This is a genomic window from Bacillus sp. DTU_2020_1000418_1_SI_GHA_SEK_038 (assembly GCF_032341175.1).
Classification (GTDB): Bacteria; Bacillota; Bacilli; order Bacillales; family Cytobacillaceae; genus Cytobacillus.
Map to the genome: position 1 here is coordinate 1361714 of NZ_CP135435.1, position 14693 is coordinate 1376406.

Annotated in this window: 12 protein-coding genes and 1 tRNA gene; 9 read left to right on the top strand and 4 right to left on the bottom strand. The window is 39.1% G+C overall.

Going from position 1 to position 14693, the window contains the following annotated elements; translation table 11 throughout:
* Positions 1 to 75: 75 nt before the first annotated feature.
* Positions 76 to 1251, bottom strand: coding sequence for a sulfite reductase subunit alpha (locus RRV45_RS06735; RefSeq protein WP_315668025.1), 1176 nt, complete (start codon positions 1249 to 1251; stop codon positions 76 to 78).
* 580 nt (positions 1252 to 1831) lie between these two features.
* On the opposite strand from RRV45_RS06735, the gene RRV45_RS06740 reads away from it, so the two are divergent.
* Positions 1832 to 1905 (top strand) — tRNA-Gly (locus RRV45_RS06740).
* Positions 1906 to 1984: 79 nt separating this feature from the next.
* Here the strand turns inward: RRV45_RS06740 and RRV45_RS06745 are convergent.
* On the bottom strand, positions 1985 to 2653 hold the full coding sequence (locus RRV45_RS06745; RefSeq protein WP_315668027.1) for a B3/B4 domain-containing protein: 669 nt from the start codon (positions 2651 to 2653) through the stop codon (positions 1985 to 1987).
* Between the two features lie 106 nt (positions 2654 to 2759).
* On the opposite strand from RRV45_RS06745, the gene queG reads away from it, so the two are divergent.
* The 5 genes from queG to RRV45_RS06770 all read left to right on the top strand — a co-directional run bounded on the left by queG (position 2760) and on the right by RRV45_RS06770 (position 8718).
* Positions 2760 to 3896 (top strand): tRNA epoxyqueuosine(34) reductase QueG, encoded by a 1137-nt coding sequence (gene queG, locus RRV45_RS06750; RefSeq protein WP_315668029.1) that lies wholly within the window; start codon positions 2760 to 2762, stop codon positions 3894 to 3896.
* Positions 3897 to 3984: 88 nt separating this feature from the next.
* On the top strand, positions 3985 to 4866 hold the full coding sequence (locus RRV45_RS06755; RefSeq protein WP_315668031.1) for an amidase domain-containing protein: 882 nt from the start codon (positions 3985 to 3987) through the stop codon (positions 4864 to 4866).
* 199 nt (positions 4867 to 5065) lie between these two features.
* Complete coding sequence (trmL, locus tag RRV45_RS06760) at positions 5066 to 5539, top strand: tRNA (uridine(34)/cytosine(34)/5-carboxymethylaminomethyluridine(34)-2'-O)-methyltransferase TrmL (RefSeq protein WP_315668032.1); 474 nt, start codon at positions 5066 to 5068, stop codon at positions 5537 to 5539.
* A 92-nt stretch (positions 5540 to 5631) separates the two neighbouring features.
* Positions 5632 to 6381 carry an oxygen-insensitive NADPH nitroreductase gene (nfsA, locus tag RRV45_RS06765; protein ID WP_315668033.1) on the top strand — a complete coding sequence of 250 codons (750 nt, stop codon included), beginning with the start codon at positions 5632 to 5634 and terminating at the stop codon, positions 6379 to 6381.
* A 441-nt stretch (positions 6382 to 6822) separates the two neighbouring features.
* The gene (locus RRV45_RS06770; protein WP_315668034.1) at positions 6823 to 8718 is read left to right on the top strand and encodes a PrkA family serine protein kinase; all 1896 of its coding nucleotides are present in this window, start codon (positions 6823 to 6825) and stop codon (positions 8716 to 8718) included.
* An 86-nt stretch (positions 8719 to 8804) separates the two neighbouring features.
* Here the strand turns inward: RRV45_RS06770 and RRV45_RS06775 are convergent, their stop codons facing one another.
* On the bottom strand, positions 8805 to 8948 hold the full coding sequence (locus tag RRV45_RS06775) for a hypothetical protein (RefSeq protein ID WP_315668035.1): 144 nt from the start codon (positions 8946 to 8948) through the stop codon (positions 8805 to 8807).
* Between the two features lie 740 nt (positions 8949 to 9688).
* On the opposite strand from RRV45_RS06775, the gene yhbH reads away from it, so the two are divergent.
* Entirely contained in the window at positions 9689 to 10849 is a 1161-nt protein-coding gene (yhbH, locus tag RRV45_RS06780) for a sporulation protein YhbH (RefSeq protein WP_410489363.1), read from the top strand.
* 87 nt (positions 10850 to 10936) lie between these two features.
* On the opposite strand, the gene RRV45_RS06785 is transcribed toward yhbH, so the two are convergent.
* A complete protein-coding gene (locus RRV45_RS06785) occupies positions 10937 to 12529 on the bottom strand; it encodes a glutathione ABC transporter substrate-binding protein (protein ID WP_315668037.1) in 1593 nt (530 codons plus the stop codon).
* Between the two features lie 310 nt (positions 12530 to 12839).
* Here RRV45_RS06785 and nikC point away from each other — a divergent pair, with 310 nt between their 5' ends.
* Both nikC and RRV45_RS06795 read left to right on the top strand, forming a co-directional pair.
* Positions 12840 to 13745, top strand: a complete 906-nt coding sequence (nikC, locus tag RRV45_RS06790) for a nickel transporter permease (protein ID WP_315668038.1) — start codon at positions 12840 to 12842, stop codon at positions 13743 to 13745.
* Positions 13746 to 13766: 21 nt separating this feature from the next.
* Positions 13767 to 14690 carry an ABC transporter permease gene (locus tag RRV45_RS06795; RefSeq protein WP_315668039.1) on the top strand — a complete coding sequence of 308 codons (924 nt, stop codon included), beginning with the start codon at positions 13767 to 13769 and terminating at the stop codon, positions 14688 to 14690.
* The last annotated feature ends 3 nt before the right edge of the window (positions 14691 to 14693 follow it).

Genomic DNA, 14693 nt, shown 5'->3' on the forward strand with positions numbered 1-14693 from the left:
AAATTAAATAAAAAGCACCCCTCTGTTTGGTTTGGAACGGTGGGGCACTTTTTATTATTATAGAATGTGTTTCAATTAATATACATCACGTTGATAACGACCTTGCTTCTGCATATCCTTCAGATAAGCTTCGGCTTCATCGCGAGTCATCGCGCCTTCTTTTTCAATAACAGTAACAAGCGCTTCGTTGACGTCTTTCGCCATACGTTCCTTATCCCCACAAACGTAGAAATAAGCTCCATTATTAATCCATTGGAACAATTCTTTACTATTTTCTAGCATTTTGTGCTGCACATACACTTTTTGAGCTGAATCACGAGAGAAGGCAGTATCGAGTTTCGTCAACACCCCGTCGTGCTGATAATTTTCTAATTCGTCTTGATAAAGGAAATCCGTTGCTGCATGCTGATCTCCGAAAAAGAGCCATGTACGGCCAGGAGCTTTATTTACTGCCCATTCTTGAATAAATGAACGGAATGGAGCAATGCCTGTCCCAGGCCCAACCATAATGATATCTTTCTCTTGAGACTCTGGTAAATAAAAGTGTTTATTTGGTTGAACAAAGACTGGAAGTAAATCTCCTTCCTGAACACGTTCAGCACATTGGACAGAACAAACACCTTTTCGTTCACGTCCGTGAGCAGTATAGCGAACAGCACCGATTGTTAGATGAACTTCATCTGGATTTGCTGTAATGCTGCTAGCAATAGAATAGAGACGCGGCGTCATTTTCCTCAATAAGGAGACGATTTCTTGAGCAGATGCCTTCCAAGGGCCAAAGTCACGCAACATATCTAATAAATCGCGACCATAACAATATTCTTTAAGCTGATCTGCATTTTCAATCAATATAAGCCTTTGCAGCTCTTCATTTTCTGTAAATGCTGCTGCCTGCTGTAAAACCTTTTTCGTCAGGAGAGTAATTTCAAGATAGGTTGTCAACGCTTCCATCAATGGCAGCGACTCTCCTTGTTTCCCAACAGTTACAATTTCTTCTTCATCCCATCCCATTTCCTTTAGAAGGGACGATACAAGCTCTGGATCATTTTCAGGGACAATACCAAGCGCATCTCCTGGAACATACGAAAGGCCAGAACCTTTTAATGATAACTCAATATGTCTTGTTTCCTTACTTGAGCCTGTTCCATTTAAATTAATATTTTTTAGAACCTTTGCTAAAAATGGGTTTGTCCTTGAAAATTGTGGTTTGTCACTTTTGGCATTTTTAGGGTTTTCTAAAGTAATTGCCATATCTCGATACCTCCAAAAGTAGTATATACCTAGGATAACATATCAATGTAAAAACAGAATTGTTTTTTGTCACACAGATGGTAAGATTTTTAGAAAGATCAATCTGAATTTTTTTTTGGAAGCCTTAAGAAGGTCCTCCCATGAATATTAGGACTGTTTTTCGAAAAAAGTGAAAAGCCTGTCCAGTAAAATGGTTTATTTGGACAGGTTAACAAAAAAAACAGATACCTATCCAGAAATATTTACAAGGAAGACTCTCCATTGGTTGTGTTAATAAACAATTCTAAAGAATTTCTAAACAATGAAAAATAGAGAAATTTGTCGAAAAAAACTTGACGTTACCTAAATAGGGTTGTATTATTAAGGAGTTGTTAATTAATTGTAATCAAATTTACAGGGAATCCTGTTTTTTTATTATAGAAAAATGCGGGTGTAGTTTAGTGGTAAAACTACAGCCACGAGCAACGCCTCCTGAATAAGCTACGAGTTGCCTCGACGGATTCACATCCTTGAGTAAGCTTGCAGAGGAAGAGGCATGATGAAACGTAAAGTAAATATACTTCCTTATACAATAATAAATGCGGGTGTAGTTTAGTGGTAAAACTACAGCCTTCCAAGCTGTTGTCGTGGGTTCGATTCCCATCACCCGCTCCATACATATCAACGCAGTGTTTCGTTTCAAAAAAGAACGAGGTATTGCGTTTTTTAATGCTCAAAAAAAGGTGCCACCATTTTAGCACCCAATGATATTTACAATTCCTTGACCGCCATGAATTTGGATAAACATATTCATAAGCGATGTGACCATTTTATTCGCTTCTTCCTTATTTAATGAAGGGCGTAAATAAACAATATGTATAGCGTTTTTTGTTTTTTCAGTTATAGCGCTTCTTTCTGAATCTACAAAAGGGCTGCCAAAGGCCCCGATATCATCACACGTTACAATTAAACGGTGAAGTGAATTGGGTCTTCCATTTAGTCCAACATATTCCTCACCTTCTTTTCCAAGCCTCATCGTCACATTCCCATTCAGCTTGTCCATATCATAGACACCAATTGGAACTTGATAATGCAAAGAAAAGAAGTTATTAATATCAGTAGCACTGTTCACAGGCTGTAAATAGTTTTGCTTTTTGACCCTGCGGTATAGGGCTTCAGCCGAATGACGGTAACGGTTAGGATCTTTCCCTACTGCTTTAAAAATCTGTCTCCATTCTTTGATCCCATCTAAATCTGTTACATTTTTATCCTCTAATTCGAAGTAAATGGATTCTTGAAACAGCTGCAGTCGTCCTTTAACCATTTGCGGAGATTCACCTACCTCAATATTCTGATAGCGAATAACTCCGATTTTAATGTCTGGTATTAGTTCGCAAAGCTCAGACGAAACATGAATTTCCAACCATTCCACCTCCCAAATTATTTAAAAATAGTTTATCATAGGAAGCGATGATTTAAATAATATTTGGACCTTCATATAGAAAAATCTCGAAAGGAGGGGGGTCAAGGTGAATTCGGCTAGATTAAAACAAGAAATCATTGAATACAGTAAAAAAATCGGAATTGATAAAATTGGCTTCACAACAGCAAATACATTTGATGAAATGAAAAATCGGCTTATTCGTCAGCAGGAGCTTCAATATCAATCAGGATTTGAAGAAAAGGATATTGAGAAAAGGGTTAACCCTGCACTGCTGATGGATGAGCCTCGCTCCATTATCTCCATAGCCCTTGCTTACCCTTCTAAAATGAGCGAGAGAGTTGTAAGTAAAAAAGGAGAAAGACGCGGGATATTTTGCCGTGCATCCTGGGGAGAAGATTACCATTATATTTTACGGGATAGGCTGCAGCTATTGGAGGAATTTATTAAGGGGTTAGTTCCTGATGCCAAATGCAAGTCTATGGTTGACACAGGAGAATTAGTGGACAGAGCAGTTGCGGAACGAGCGGGAATTGGCTGGAGCGGGAAAAACTGTTCTATTATTACTCCGGAATTCGGTTCTTACGTGTATTTAGGAGAAATGATTACATCGATTCCATTTGAGCCTGATCAGCCGATGGAGGATCGTTGCGGCACGTGCAATAAATGTATCGAAGCATGCCCTACTGGAGCTTTAGTGCAAGGGGGACAGCTAAATGCACAAAGATGTATTGCTTTTCTCACACAGACAAAGGGATTTCTTCCAGAGGAATTCAGGGAGAAATTAGGAAATCGTCTATATGGCTGTGATTCATGCCAAACCGCTTGTCCGGAAAACAAGGGGAAGAACTATTATTTCCATGAAGAAATGAAGCCAGATCCTGAAACTGTTAAACCGCTATTAAAACCGTTGCTGCAAATAAGCAACCGGGATTTCAAAGAAAAGTTTGGACCTCTATCAGGATCTTGGAGAGGGAAAAAGCCTATTCAGCGTAATGCCATTTTCGCCTTAGCACATTTTAAGGACGAAACCGCTGTTGATGAACTCATTGAGGTGTTGAATTCAGATTCACGCCCTGTTATCCGCGGCACTGCCGCATGGGCAATTGGAAAAATTGGCGGAGAAACGGCTCGCCTTGCATTAGAAAAGGCTCTACAAAAGGAAAAAGATGAAGAAGTATTAAGTGAGATCAATCTCGGATTAAGCTTTTTTCGAGTAAAATGAGGTCGGCTAAAAGCCTGCCTCATTTTTTATATGGTGAAAATCATTAATCTTCTTTCATATATATATTTATGAAAGGAGTGGTTGCCCAGTGAGAGAGCAGCTTCAAGAGCTTTTAGAAAAAAGGGTGCAGCAATGTGTTTCTCAAAAAAATAGGAGCTCAACTCATTTCTGCCCAAAAATAGAACTTAAGAAAGAGGGGCTTGCTAAGCGTTCAGGTGAAATAATTAAAGCAAAGTCAATTGGGAACATCATATCCGTTGATCATGGTCAAGAAGAAAAGAGCTCCGTTCAATATAATGTCCACTTTAAATATTTAGTGAAGCACAAGGATATGCTCTTCTTAGAAGAGCAAATTGAGGAAAGAAGAGCTGAATTTTATAAGGGAATATTAATTGAGGATCATGAAATTAATCGTTATGCAGAACCTAAAGAGGATACGGAACTAAAGATTGAAAAAGAAGATTCCGAAGAGAGAATTGTTTACGAGTATAATCGATTAAGAGCTGTCCAATATGCAGAAAGATGGTGGAATAGCTATAATCCAGCCTATGAAACATTCGAGGTTAATTGTACGAATTATATATCGCAATGCTTGCATGCTGGCGGCGGCCCCATGCGAGGGTATCCGAATAGGGGCGCAGGCTGGTGGATGATGAATAAGAATTGGAGCTATAGCTGGTCTGTCGCAAATTCAATGAGGATACACTTGCCTCGTGCATCTATAGGACTTCGGGCAAAAGAGGTTACTAGTCCTGAGGAATTAATGCTGGGTGACGTCATTTGCTACGATTTCCAAGGGGACGGAAGATTTGATCATACAACGATTGTAACTGCTAAGGATGCAAACGGAATGCCATTGGTTAATGCCCATACAACAAACAGCCGAATGCGATATTGGGCATATGAGGATTCAACTGCATACACACCGAATATTAAATATAAATTTTTTACGATAGTCGATGATCAATGATTGTATGTAGAGGGAGTAAATCAGTGATATAATATAATGTGTATTTTTATATTTTAAGAACTGTCTAGCTCCAGCACCTACCCCCTCGAGGTCAAAAGCCGGTCCACCAAGAAGGTTAAAGTACAACCTTCTCGCCGGCCTGTCTTATGCTTGTCGGGGGTGAGCGAGGTGCTTGCGCTTTTCTAATGAGGTGAAATACGTGGCATTGCATGTAGTTTTATATCAACCAGAAATCCCAGCAAATACAGGAAATATCGCGCGTACTTGTGCTGCAACGGATACGACATTGCATTTAATTCGTCCTCTTGGCTTTTCTACTGATGATAAGATGTTGAAACGGGCTGGGTTGGACTATTGGCAATACGTTAATATTATTTATTATGATTCACTGGATGATTTTTTTAAAAAAACGGCAGGCGGGGAATATTTTTTTCTAACAAAGTTTGGATCGAAGCCCCACTCTTCATTTGACTATAGTAACAAGGTTAAGGATTATTATTTTATTTTTGGAAAAGAAACAACTGGACTCCCTAAGGATGTTATCGAGAATAATAAGGACCGAGCTTTACGAATACCGATGAATACTAATGTCCGTTCCTTGAATTTATCCAACACTGCAGCCATCCTTATATATGAAGCATTGCGACAGCAAGATTATGTACATTTAGAGTAGGGAAAAGACCTGATTATGCTCAGGTCTTTTTTTTTGGTGAAATTAACCAAGTTGGTTACAATGTAATTGAGGCATGGAAAGGATGGTTGTAAATGAATCAAAGTATAGAGCTTCTTCTTAATCATCGGTCTGTCAGGAAGTTCGAGGACAAGCCATTAACAAGAGAACAGATTGAGACTATTGTAAGATGTGCACAGTCTGCTTCAACATCAAGCTTTATTCAAGCTTATTCAATTATTGGCATTACAGATCAGGAGAAGAAAAATAAATTGGCCCAGATTGCAGGAGATCAAAATTATGTTGCGAATAACGGACATTTCTTTGTTTTTTGCGCTGATTTATCACGACATGAGCTAGTAGGAGAAATGGAAAATAAGGATGTTCATCCATCCATTGAAAGCACTGAAAAGTTTATGGTTGCCTTAATTGATACGGCATTAGCTGCTCAGAATGCAGTCATTGCTGCGGAATCTATGGGGCTTGGGATTTGTTATATTGGCGGTATCCGCAACAATCTCGAAGATGTATGCAATCTGCTAAAGACACCAAAACGGGTGATTCCTTTATTCGGACTAGCAGTGGGATTCCCTGCGCAAAATACGGATAAGAAACCAAGACTTCCACTCCAATCGGTTTACCATGAAAATGAATACCATCAAGATAAAGAAGAAATTCGTAACGGGCTGGAAATGTATAATGGAATCATTTCTGAGTATTATTTTAAAAGAACAGATGGAAAAAGAAATGATACTTGGACAAGCCAAATGGCCAATATGCTGGAGAAGCAATCGAGAATGTATATGAAGGAATTTGTTGAAAAATTAGAACTAAACCTCAAATAAAAAAAGCTGCACTTGGCAGCCTTTTTTATTTATTACCTGTTCCTGGCTTATCTTCGTAACCAGATGTGAAAATAGCAGCAAGGAAAGCAACCATAACACCGAGAATGATAACCGTACCCATATGTATGAAATCCCCCTTATCCTCTTTTGTTATTTCAATCAACATATATGCTTATTATAGCCCAATAAAATGAAAGTGTGAAATAAAATCTGTGGAATATTTTTAACACTTTTGTATTAATGAAGTTTTCATGAAATCCTAATAGATTATTCAGAAATAAATGGAGAAACAGCGCAATCTGCATCTTAATATTCTTCATTTTATAAATGCCTGATTTTAAAAAAGGACAACCGAATCTATTCCCTAAGTTAGCATGTTCATTTACAGGCTCGCATAGAGTATATTAATCGTCTCTGAAAATGCGACAAGGGGAGGTCCTTATGGATATTCTAAAAAAAATTGAGATGTATCGACATGAAGAGGAAAAGCTTAAATGGGAAGGGACTTTTGGAGAGTATTTAGAAATTATTAAAGAGAAGCCATGGGTTGCCCAGTCGGCACATTCCCGGGTATATAATATGATCAAAGATTCGGGTATTGAGGACGTGAAAGGGCAGAAACGATATCGCTTTTTCAGTAATCAACTATTTGGTTTAGAGGAAGCACTTGAAAGACTTGTAGAAGAATATTTTCATCCGGCTGCCAAAAGGCTGGATGTTCGAAAAAGAATTCTCTTATTAATGGGGCCTGTTAGTGGAGGGAAATCCACATTGGTCACCATGCTTAAAAGAGGCTTGGAGGCCTATTCCCATCAAGATAGGGGAGCAGTCTATGCGATAAAAGGCTGCCCAATGCATGAAGACCCCTTACATCTAATCCCACATCATCTCAGACAGGATTTCCTTGAGGAATATGGGATAAGAATAGAAGGAAATTTATCTCCGCTGAATATGATGCGTCTGGAACAGGAATATAACGGAAGAATTGAGGATGTGCTTGTAGAAAGAATCCTTTTCTCTGAAGACCGAAGAGTGGGAATTGGCACATTTAGTCCATCCGACCCGAAATCTCAGGATATTGCCGATTTAACTGGAAGCATAGATTTCTCAACCATTGCTGAATACGGCTCTGAATCTGATCCGAGGGCATACCGATTTGATGGAGAGCTGAACAAAGCAAACCGAGGAATGATGGAGTTCCAGGAGATGCTGAAATGTGATGAAAAGTTTCTTTGGCATTTATTATCCTTAACACAGGAAGGAAATTTTAAAGCGGGAAGGTTTGCGCTTATTTCAGCTGATGAGCTAATTGTCGCACATACAAACGAAACAGAGTACCGTTCCTTCATCTCCAATAAGAAAAATGAAGCCCTTCATTCAAGGATTATTGTCATGCCGATTCCGTATAATTTAAAGGTAACGGAAGAGGAGAAGATATATGACAAAATGATTCGCGAAAGTGATGTGTATGATGTTCATATTGCCCCTCATACATTACGGGTGGCCGCGATGTTTACGATCTTAACACGCTTAAAGGAACCGAAGAAAGGCGATATCGATTTAGTTAAGAAAATGCGTCTTTATGACGGGGAAAGTGTTGAAGGCTATAATCGGGCTGATGTAGATGAGCTGAAAAAGGAATACCAGGATGAAGGCATGAGCGGAATCGATCCGCGTTATGTGATCAATCGCATTTCTTCAACGATTATTCGTAAGGAGATCTCCTCCATCAATGCGCTGGATGTTTTAAGATCGCTAAAAGAAGGACTGGATCAGCACCCATCGATAACACAAGAGCTTAGGGAGCGATATTTAAATTTCATATCACTTGCACGTAAAGAATATGATGAAATCGCGAAAAAGGAAGTACAAAAGGCATTTGTGTATTCATATGAAGAATCTGCGAAAACCCTTATGGATAACTACCTGGATAATGTGGAGGCCTATTGCAATAAATCGAAGCTTCGCGATCCTTTGACAGGCGAGGAAATTAATCCAGACGAGAAGCTCATGCGTTCTATTGAGGAGCAAATTGGCATTTCGGAAAATGCAAAAAAAGCGTTCCGGGAAGAGATTCTTATTCGAATTTCAGCTTATGCCCGTAAAGGAAAGAGATTTGATTATAACTCTCATGACAGGCTCCGTGAAGCGATTCAAAAGAAACTATTTGCTGATTTAAAAGATGTTGTGAAAATTACAACCTCTTCCAAAACACCGGATGAACAGCAACTTAAAAAGGTAAATGAAGTCGTGGCGCGCTTAATAGATGAGCATGGCTACAATTCGACTTCTGCGAATGAATTACTGAGGTATGTAGGCAGTCTTTTAAATAGGTAGGATGTATTATCATAACTATAAAGTTTAGGCAAGAAAAGGACTGACAGCGAATCTGTCAGTCCTTTTTCTACCATTATTCCATTCGCTTATTTCTTTTCAACCAATCGTGAATCTGTTAAATAAACGACTAAATCGCTGCAGGCAGGGCAAACGGGTTTGTTATCAATATAGATTGTAGAATCATACATGGAAAGCTCGCCGCATCGGTCACAGCATAGGAACTCGCTCATTATGTCACCTCGATCTATTAATGGTTACTTAAGTTTATTTCTGCCTAAATCACTATATGTATTTAATTAGTATAAAAGAAAGCTTGTCCTTATGGAAAGGGAAACCACCCTATTATCGAAATTATTTGTAAATTATTTCGAGTTCTTGCATAGGATAAAGTAATAAACATTCTTAGCCATAAGTTGTCCAATAGTAGAAAGAAGGCTAAGAAGCCTATTGTCAATTGGATTTGTGATATGTAAGGTTGGTTAGATAATCAATAACCAAGTTCAATGTCTAGCTCCAGCGCCTACCCCCTCGAGGTCATAAGTCAGTCCGCCAAGAAAGTCAAAAAACAACTTTCCCGTTAGCCTGTCTTATGCTTGTCGGGGGTGAGCACAAAGGAAAGCTTCTGTGAATATTCATCGCAGGAACAATTGTCCTTTAATTGTTCCGAAGGCGCTTCCGCTTTTCTTATGCTAGACACCATTCTGTTGACACTCTCGATATTGTATGTTGTTTAGTTAGAATTGTGCGCGAAAATTTAACTTCATTCATCAGAAGTATTCCACTCCTAAATTGAATGTCGAATGCAAAATTGTATCAAATTCAGCGGGGGTTCAAGCTCCAGTTGATTGAAGTTAAGCCTCCGGCGGATGCCTCAGATTTTTTAGAGGAAATTATCGAGTAAGCTCGATAAAAATCTGGGTGCAATTTCGCCCAGGCGAAATTGATAAAAGGAGGGCTTAATGTGACCGAAATGAATAACCATCAGTTTGTGATTTCTCAAGAAGATTGGTCCCTCCATCGCAAAGGCCATGATGACCAGCAGCGCCATCAGGAAAAAGTTCAGGATGCCATCCGAAATAATTTACCTGATCTAATAACAGAAGAGAGTATAGTCATGTCGAATGGTCGGGAAGTTGTCAAAATCCCGATTCGTTCATTAGACGAATATAAAATTCGCTATAATTATGATAAAAACAAACATGTTGGCCAAGGAGATGGAGATAGCCGCGTTGGTGATGTGGTGGCCCGTGATGGATCAAGCAATCAAAAAGGACCTGGGAAAGGGCAGGGAGCAGGCGATCAGCCTGGTGAAGATTATTTTGAAGCAGAAGTTTCGTTAATGGAAATTGAAGAAGCGCTTTTTAAGCAATTAGAGCTACCCAATTTAAAAAGGAAAGAACAAGAGGAGATTCTTGTTGAAAACATTGAATTTAATGATATTAGAAAAACCGGTTTGATGGGAAATATCGATAAGAAACGAACGATGATGACAGCATTTAAACGAAATGCCATGACCGGGAAGCCTAGCTTTCACCCTATTTATCAAGAGGATTTAAAATTCAAGACTTGGAATGAGGTTATAAAACCTGACTCCAAGGCAGTCGTATTAGCAATGATGGATACGAGCGGCTCAATGGGAATATGGGAAAAGTATATGGCTAGAAGCTTCTTCTTCTGGATGACAAGATTTTTAAGGACAAAATATGAGACTGTAGAAATTGAATTTATTGCCCACCATACGGAAGCTAAAGTTGTATCGGAGGAAGATTTCTTTTCAAAAGGTGAAAGCGGCGGTACGATCTGCTCCTCTGCCTATCGAAAAGCACTTGAGCTTATTGAGGCAAAATATAATCCCCGCAGGTTTAATATTTACCCATTTCACTTTTCCGATGGTGACAACTTAACCTCAGACAATGCCCGCTGTGTAAAGCTTGTTGAGGAATTGATGAAGGTATCCAATATGTTTGGCTATGGAGAAGTTAATCAGTATAACCGCCACTCAACCCTCATGTCCGCCTATAAAAACATCAAACATGATGATTTCCGGTACTATATTCTAAAACAAAAAGTGGATGTATTTCACGCAATGAAGAGCTTTTTCAAGAAGGAAGAAGATAAAATGTACGTCTAATGGAGAGAGGATCGATTCGCCTCTCTTACTCTATCATAATAGTACAACCCCATTTCAAAATAGAAATGGGGTTGTGCTATTATGATATTACTTTAATTTAATATCTTTAAAGAATGGAGTTCCACTGAAGTTTACGAATAAACCAGATTCAACTCCGTTTGTAGCGTGAACAAAGTCAGGATGATGCAGGTATACCATTGGTGCTTCTTCTACAAGAATTTCAGAAACTTCTTTGTATGCTTGGTTACGATCATCTTGATTTGTGCTTGTACGTCCTTTATCTAGTAACTCATCCACTTTAGGATTTGTGTAGAATGAACGGTTACCAACTGATCCATGATTAGCAGAATGGAATAATGCGTATAAGCCGTAGTCAGCATCACCTGTTACTGTAGTCCAGCCTAGAACGAATAATTCATGCTCGCCAGCAGCTGTTTTCTCAAGGAATGTCCCCCACTCAATAACTTGGATTTCTACTTCGATATTAATTTCAGCTAATTGAGCTTGAACAAGTTCAGCGATATCAGCACGCTCTTTACTTCCTTCGTTTACATAGATTGTTGTTTTGAAACCATCTGCAAATCCTGCTTCTGCAAGTAATTTCTTAGCAGCCTCTACATCATATGGAAGCGGCTGTAACTCTTGGGAGTTACCAACAACTGTAGGAGCTAATGGACCAACAGCTGGAACTCCTTGACCATCTAGGATTCCGTTTACAACATCATCTTTGTTAATAGCCATTGCAATCGCTTGACGAACTTTAACGTTGTCATATGGAGCTTTATTCAAGTTGAAACTTACGTAGTCCATACGTGTACCACGAACACGGTCGATTGAAATGCCGTCCATTGCCTCAACACGAGCAACATCAGAAGCACCAACTAGCATAAGATGAGCTTCGCCTGTCTCAATCATTGCTACGCGTGTAGCTTGCTCTGGTACAACTTTGATAGAAACAGTTTCAATGGAAGGTTTTTCTCCCCAATAGTCATCGTTTTTAACAAATTTAATTTCAGCACCACGGTTCCATGATTCGAATTTGAAAGGACCTGTACCGATTGGATTTTCATCCACTTTCTTACCGCCATCCTTTTCTTCTTGAAGAGCAGAAGGAGCGATGATTGAACCAGCGTTATGTGCTAAGTGAGCTGGCAGCGGAGCAAAAGGCTTCTCTGTAATGATTTGAACTGTATAATCGTCAATAACCTTAATTTCTGAAATCATGTTAAGAATAACTGCTTTTGGTGAAGCAAATTCTGGATCGATAATTCTCTCAAAACTCAATTTAACAGCTTCAGCTGTGAAATCTGAACCGTCATGGAATTTAACTCCCTCACGAAGTTTGAATTCCCAAGTTGTATCATCTACAGCATTATATTCAGTAGCAAGTAAAGGAACAACAGATCCATCTGGTGCATAATCAGTCAAGCGCTCATAAAGTTGGGTTGTTGCAGTATTAGATGCGGTATCATTCACTCCATGAGGATCTAAAGTTGGTGCATCTGATCCTGTAACATAGATGAAGTCTTTGCCACCAGTTGCTGGCTCTTCTGTCTTAGGTGTTTCGCCTTCCTTTGCAGGAGTTTCCTCAGTGGTAGTGTTGCTTTTTCCGCTGCATGCAGACAGCACTAGAATAAATGCAAGCGCTAACATGAGCAAAAGATTGTTCTTTTTCGTCAACAAAATGACCCCCTTATTTAGTCGTACAATTTTTATAATAGTAGAAAAATTAGTAATTTACAAGATTTATTTTGGTAAAATTTAATTTATATGTTAATATTGTCATAAAAATGTAATCATATCTCTGTAATTCTATGTTTTTCCACATAATAGGAGAAAGTGGTGGTAAAATAGCATTTTGATTATAGGATATACATATTCTGCTAATTAAAAAGCATTGTCATATCATTAAAATTTATATATTATATTCGTTGTGTGTTTTGAATTTTTTTAATCTTTAATCTACTAATGAAAGGATGAACATTAGGATATGAATCAACAGCCACAGCTTCAACCAACTGCTCCGGCCATTCCTGTTAAAGAGTACAATCCAAAGGCTGCTCGAGCAAAAGCCTTTTATAAGAAACTTGCGAAAAACAAGGCGGCCATGTGCGGTGCCTTTATTGTCATTGCCATTACATTTATGGCTATTTTTGCACCTCTGCTTGCACCGTATGATCCGGCGGAAATGGCATTGAGCAAAAAATTGCAAGCGCCTTCATCTGAGCATTGGCTAGGCACGGACGACAAGGGACGTGATATATTAAGCCGTATTTTATTTGGGGCAAGAATTTCATTAACTATTGGAATTTTATCAACTGCCCTCGGTGCGTTTGCCGGAATTCTATTAGGAGTTGTATCTGGATATTACGGCAGATGGATCGATTCATTCATTATGAGAATATGCGATATTTTACTAGCTTTCCCTGGTATTTTGTTAGCTCTAGCCATCATAAGTGTGCTTGGCGCAAGTACGACAAATGTGATTATTGCCGTTGCATTCTTTGCAGTTCCAACATTTGCGCGGATTGTTCGAGGATCTACTTTAAGTGTAAAAAAGCTAGAGTACATCGATGCTATAAGGGCGATGGGTTCGAGTGATTTTAGAATTATCTTTAAACACATTCTTCCCAATATTCTTTCTCCAATTATTGTACAAGCTACACTTTATATTGCGTCAGCGATCATTACTGCTAGTTCACTGTCTTTCCTTGGAATGGGGACAAAGCCGCCAACTCCCGAGTGGGGCTTTATGCTTTCACAGGGCCGTTCTTATTTAGCACAGGCTCCACATGTTACTTTAATTCCGGGATTAGCTATTTTACTAGTTGTAGTAGGCTTTAACTTATTTGGTGATGGATTACGTGATGCACTTGATCCAAAATCCAAGAAATAATGTGAGAGAAGGTGAGCGAACATGTTTATATATATTCTTCGAAGATTAATCCAGACAATCCCTGTCATGATCGGGGTTACTCTAGCAGTATTTTTAATGATGCACTTAATTCCAGGAGATCCTGCTCAAATCATGGCTGGAGAGAACGCTAATCCTGAGCAGGTCGAACAGATGCGAGAGAATTTAGGTTTGAACGATCCTTTATATGAACAATATTTCCGTTATGTTTCCAATGCTGTTCAAGGTGATCTAGGAACATCTATCCGGACGAATCGTGCTGTATCCAATGAAATATTCGATTCACGGTTTTGGATTACTGTTCAGCTTGCCGTTTTTGGTACGGTACTGGCTGTTTTAGGGGGGCTAATTGCGGGAATCGTTTCCGCTACAAGGAAAGGATCACTCGCTGATATTTCTCTCATGCTTGTAGCACTTTTCGGCTTCTCAATGCCGAATTTTTTACTCGGAATTATGTTAATTTATTTCTTTGCTGTCAATCTAGGTTGGCTTCCTGTTGTCGGTTGGGGTTCTTTTGAACATATGATTTTGCCGGTTATTACGTTAGGAACTGTTGGTGCAGCGATTATTGCCCGAATGACTCGTTCAAGTATGCTTGAAGTTATTGATCAGGATTATATTCGCACAGCCTATGCAAAAGGTGTTAGCGATCGGTTAGTTATTTACAAACATGCTCTGCGTAATGCTTTAGTTCCTGTTGTTACGGTTGTCGGCCTGCAATTTGGAGGTTTACTAGGGGGAGCAGTTATAACAGAAACGGTTTTTGCCATTAATGGTTTAGGACGCTTGATCATCGATTCTATTCGTGCACATGATTTCCCGATGGTACAAGGGACGATTCTAGTTTGTGCTGTTCTCTTCGTAATTGTTAATACACTTGTGGATGTTACATACCGTTTCATTAACAAACGGATTGATTTGAACTAAGGC

Bases quoted from the DNA above. Each gene is read 5' to 3' on its own strand.
- RRV45_RS06795 (WP_315668039.1), top strand. From the start codon at position 13,767: ATGTTTATATATATTCTTCGAAGATTAATCCAGACAATCCCTGTCATG.
- yhbH (WP_410489363.1), top strand. From the start codon at position 9,689: ATGAATAACCATCAGTTTGTGATTTCTCAAGAAGATTGGTCCCTCCAT.
- nfsA (WP_315668033.1), top strand. From the start codon at position 5,632: ATGAATCAAAGTATAGAGCTTCTTCTTAATCATCGGTCTGTCAGGAAG.
- RRV45_RS06770 (WP_315668034.1), top strand. From the start codon at position 6,823: ATGGATATTCTAAAAAAAATTGAGATGTATCGACATGAAGAGGAAAAG.
- RRV45_RS06735 (WP_315668025.1), bottom strand. From the start codon at position 1,251: ATGGCAATTACTTTAGAAAACCCTAAAAATGCCAAAAGTGACAAACCA.
- RRV45_RS06775 (WP_315668035.1), bottom strand. From the start codon at position 8,948: ATGAGCGAGTTCCTATGCTGTGACCGATGCGGCGAGCTTTCCATGTAT.
- nikC (WP_315668038.1), top strand. From the start codon at position 12,840: ATGAATCAACAGCCACAGCTTCAACCAACTGCTCCGGCCATTCCTGTT.